Annotated in this window: 4 protein-coding genes; 3 read left to right on the top strand and 1 reads right to left on the bottom strand. The window is 30.0% G+C overall.

The window, feature by feature from the left end; translation table 11 throughout:
* Window positions 1-151 precede the first annotated feature (151 nt).
* Window positions 152-769 carry an IS1634 family transposase gene (locus QJ521_RS09730; RefSeq protein WP_430757357.1) on the top strand — a complete coding sequence of 206 codons (618 nt, stop codon included), beginning with the start codon at window positions 152-154 and terminating at the stop codon, window positions 767-769.
* Between the two features lie 322 nt (window positions 770-1,091).
* Window positions 1,092-1,274: a helix-turn-helix domain-containing protein gene (locus QJ521_RS09545; RefSeq protein ID WP_282840247.1), complete on the top strand. Its 183-nt coding sequence runs from the start codon at window positions 1,092-1,094 to the stop codon at window positions 1,272-1,274.
* Window positions 1,275-1,306: 32 nt separating this feature from the next.
* Here QJ521_RS09545 and QJ521_RS09735 read toward each other — a convergent pair whose 3' ends face one another.
* Complete coding sequence (locus QJ521_RS09735; RefSeq protein WP_430757358.1) at window positions 1,307-1,495, bottom strand: ATP-binding protein; 189 nt, start codon at window positions 1,493-1,495, stop codon at window positions 1,307-1,309.
* Between the two features lie 493 nt (window positions 1,496-1,988).
* Between QJ521_RS09735 and QJ521_RS09550 the strand changes: the two genes are divergently transcribed.
* On the top strand, window positions 1,989-2,465 hold the full coding sequence (locus QJ521_RS09550) for a hypothetical protein (RefSeq protein WP_282840248.1): 477 nt from the start codon (window positions 1,989-1,991) through the stop codon (window positions 2,463-2,465).
* Window positions 2,466-2,530 lie beyond the last annotated feature (65 nt).

The raw sequence follows: 2,530 nt of genomic DNA on the forward strand, positions 1-2,530 counted from the left end.
TGTCAATAACATTTAAATTTTGTACATAAATCACCTTAGAAAAATGTACATACAGAACACTTTATCTGTTCTGTTTTGAAGCCATGAACTCCTTTCTTTCTTTTTAGACGATAACTTTCACCTATAATCTAAACACAGTGCTGGAGAATATATATCAACGAAGAATTTCATCAAAGCCACTGGGGAATTAAGTGATGACTCAATACACCTTATCAATTATGATAAGATCGCTGAAGAAGAAAAGTTTGATGGGTTCTTCTGCATCCTTACATCAAAACTAGGATACGACTATAAAAAGATTCTAGAAGTCTATGGAAATTTATGGCGAATAGAGGAATCATTTAAGATAACAAAATCGGATTTACAAACAAGACCCATATATGTCAGAACACAAAAACATATTGAAGGACATATGCTAATCTGTTATACAGCATTATTAATATTAAGACTACTGCAATATAAGTTAAAGGACAAAGAGATATCGGTTAACCGTATTAAGCAGGTATTAAATGCCTGTACATGTGTTTTACCGAACGATCAAGCGGTGATGCTTGATGAGATAGGCGGTCTACTCTCATTCAAAGAGAAGCCATCAACAAAAGGTGAAATGGTTGAGACACTTACTTATGATGAAACAAAAGATCAAATTAGAAGTGACTATCAAAAGATACAAAAGTCATTTGGAGTAAAGTTTGACTACGCAGCTTCAACTAGAGAAGATTTTAATAAGTATCTTAAGCAAATCAAATATAGAGTTAGCAAAAAATAAAAAAAAGCCCTTGAATAGGCTTTAAAATATATATTTGATCTACAAGGGATAAATCTTAGCACTACAACTGTAAAACTCAGGATAAAAAAACAATGATGCATATAAAACGGAACGGATACAATTGTAATTGTAGTCCATTTCATAAATTCAAACATAATCATTTATCTAATATGTTTCAGAAAACTCCCTCTTCAAAGCATTCAGTGGGAGATGAATGAAACTAACTTTTTATCTTTAAAATATCTATAAATAAGAAACCCTCGTATATCATTACATGATATAATATAAGTATAGATTATCGATGTAAAAGGGGGTATACAAGATGAATGAAACCATGAAAGGTTATGTCTATAGACTCAAACCAACAACCAAACAAATCAATCTGATTAACAAAACATTTGGATGTGTCAGAAAAATGTGGAATCTACTCCTTTTAGAACGAAAGTCCATCTATGAACTCTACGGGAAGTATCCTGAGTTACTAAACAGTCATCAGTATATATAAATGTCAATATAAAATTCCTCAAAAGTGTGCATTTAAGATTCCTCAGTTTTATTCATCTTAAGTTTATCTTTTATTCTATATGAAGGGCATGATATATTAAAAAGGTATGAATGATGTAGGATGCGATCTAAAATAGCTTTTGTAATCATTTCATCATTACCAAGAATCAGTGGCCATTTATCAAATGTCATGTTACTTGTAAAAATGGTCGATTGCTTGATAAACTAATAGACATTAGTCTGTTTTACCCAAGAAACCCCCACTTCTAATGAAATTCATTAAGTGGTGGAAGTAGTTCATGATAAAATAGAATCAGCAAGGAAAGTTGCATGTCATTATTTTCACATCTAGGGTGGAACTTATGTGTTCTAGAAATTCATAGCAGTACATGCATTTTTTCTAGGGTAAACAAATTTAATATGGCAAAATTTATAGCCTTTAAGGAAAGACAAAATAATATCGATGTTGGAGTCTTAAAGAAAGTTTTCCCCAACGATAAGTTTGAAGGTGATGACCTTGACATGATTTTTCATTAGAAACCCATAAAAATTCAAATAATGAAAATTTTAAAACAGCTAGAATATTAAGAAATAAAATTGTTCATAGTTTGAGTCTTTCTGCTATTAAAGAGATTAAAGAAAGAATTGATAAATTGAATGAACTTATGAATAGTTTTATAGGATTATTTAGAGCAGAATAAAAAGGAGTGTTTATATGATCGAAGAAAAAGTAGGTGTTATTAAAGAAATAGTTAAAAAGAAATTTTTATCATCCGATACTTACAATATTTTTGTGACTAACCAGAGGCTGATTTTCTCGTTATTAACAAAAGATGATAAAAAAGAAACTGAAAGAAGATTAAATGAAAAAGTCAAAGGGAAAAGTTTTAAGGAACGCCTTGAGATTATCGCTACTCATACTTATGAACTTCCAAATAGGTATGATAAGATGTCATTAGCCGAAATCTTGGAAGAAAACTCTAAAAATTTTCAACTAGGTTTCGATGAGATTGTGAAAATAAAGGTTAAGCGTCCGAAGACAAAAGACAGTAATGAACAAATAAAGTCTGACTATTTGGTGTTTGAAACAACACAAGATAAGTTCACAATTACACCATCATCACAACATACACTCAATTTACTAAATCAAGTTTTAGGTGATAAAGCTAAAATTCCTAAACTTATATTATAACCATAAAAATATATATTAATTTCTAATAAGATTTTCTCAAGAAAAGGAACATAGCGTAAAAGCTA

It is taken from the genome of Peloplasma aerotolerans (assembly GCF_030012175.1).
Classification (GTDB): Bacteria; Bacillota_I; Bacilli_A; order Acholeplasmatales; family Acholeplasmataceae; genus Peloplasma; species Peloplasma aerotolerans.

Coding starts and splice junctions, on each gene's coding strand:
- QJ521_RS09545 (WP_282840247.1), top strand. CDS start 1,092: ATGAATGAAACCATGAAAGGTTATGTCTATAGACTCAAACCAACAACC.
- QJ521_RS09550 (WP_282840248.1), top strand. CDS start 1,989: ATGATCGAAGAAAAAGTAGGTGTTATTAAAGAAATAGTTAAAAAGAAA.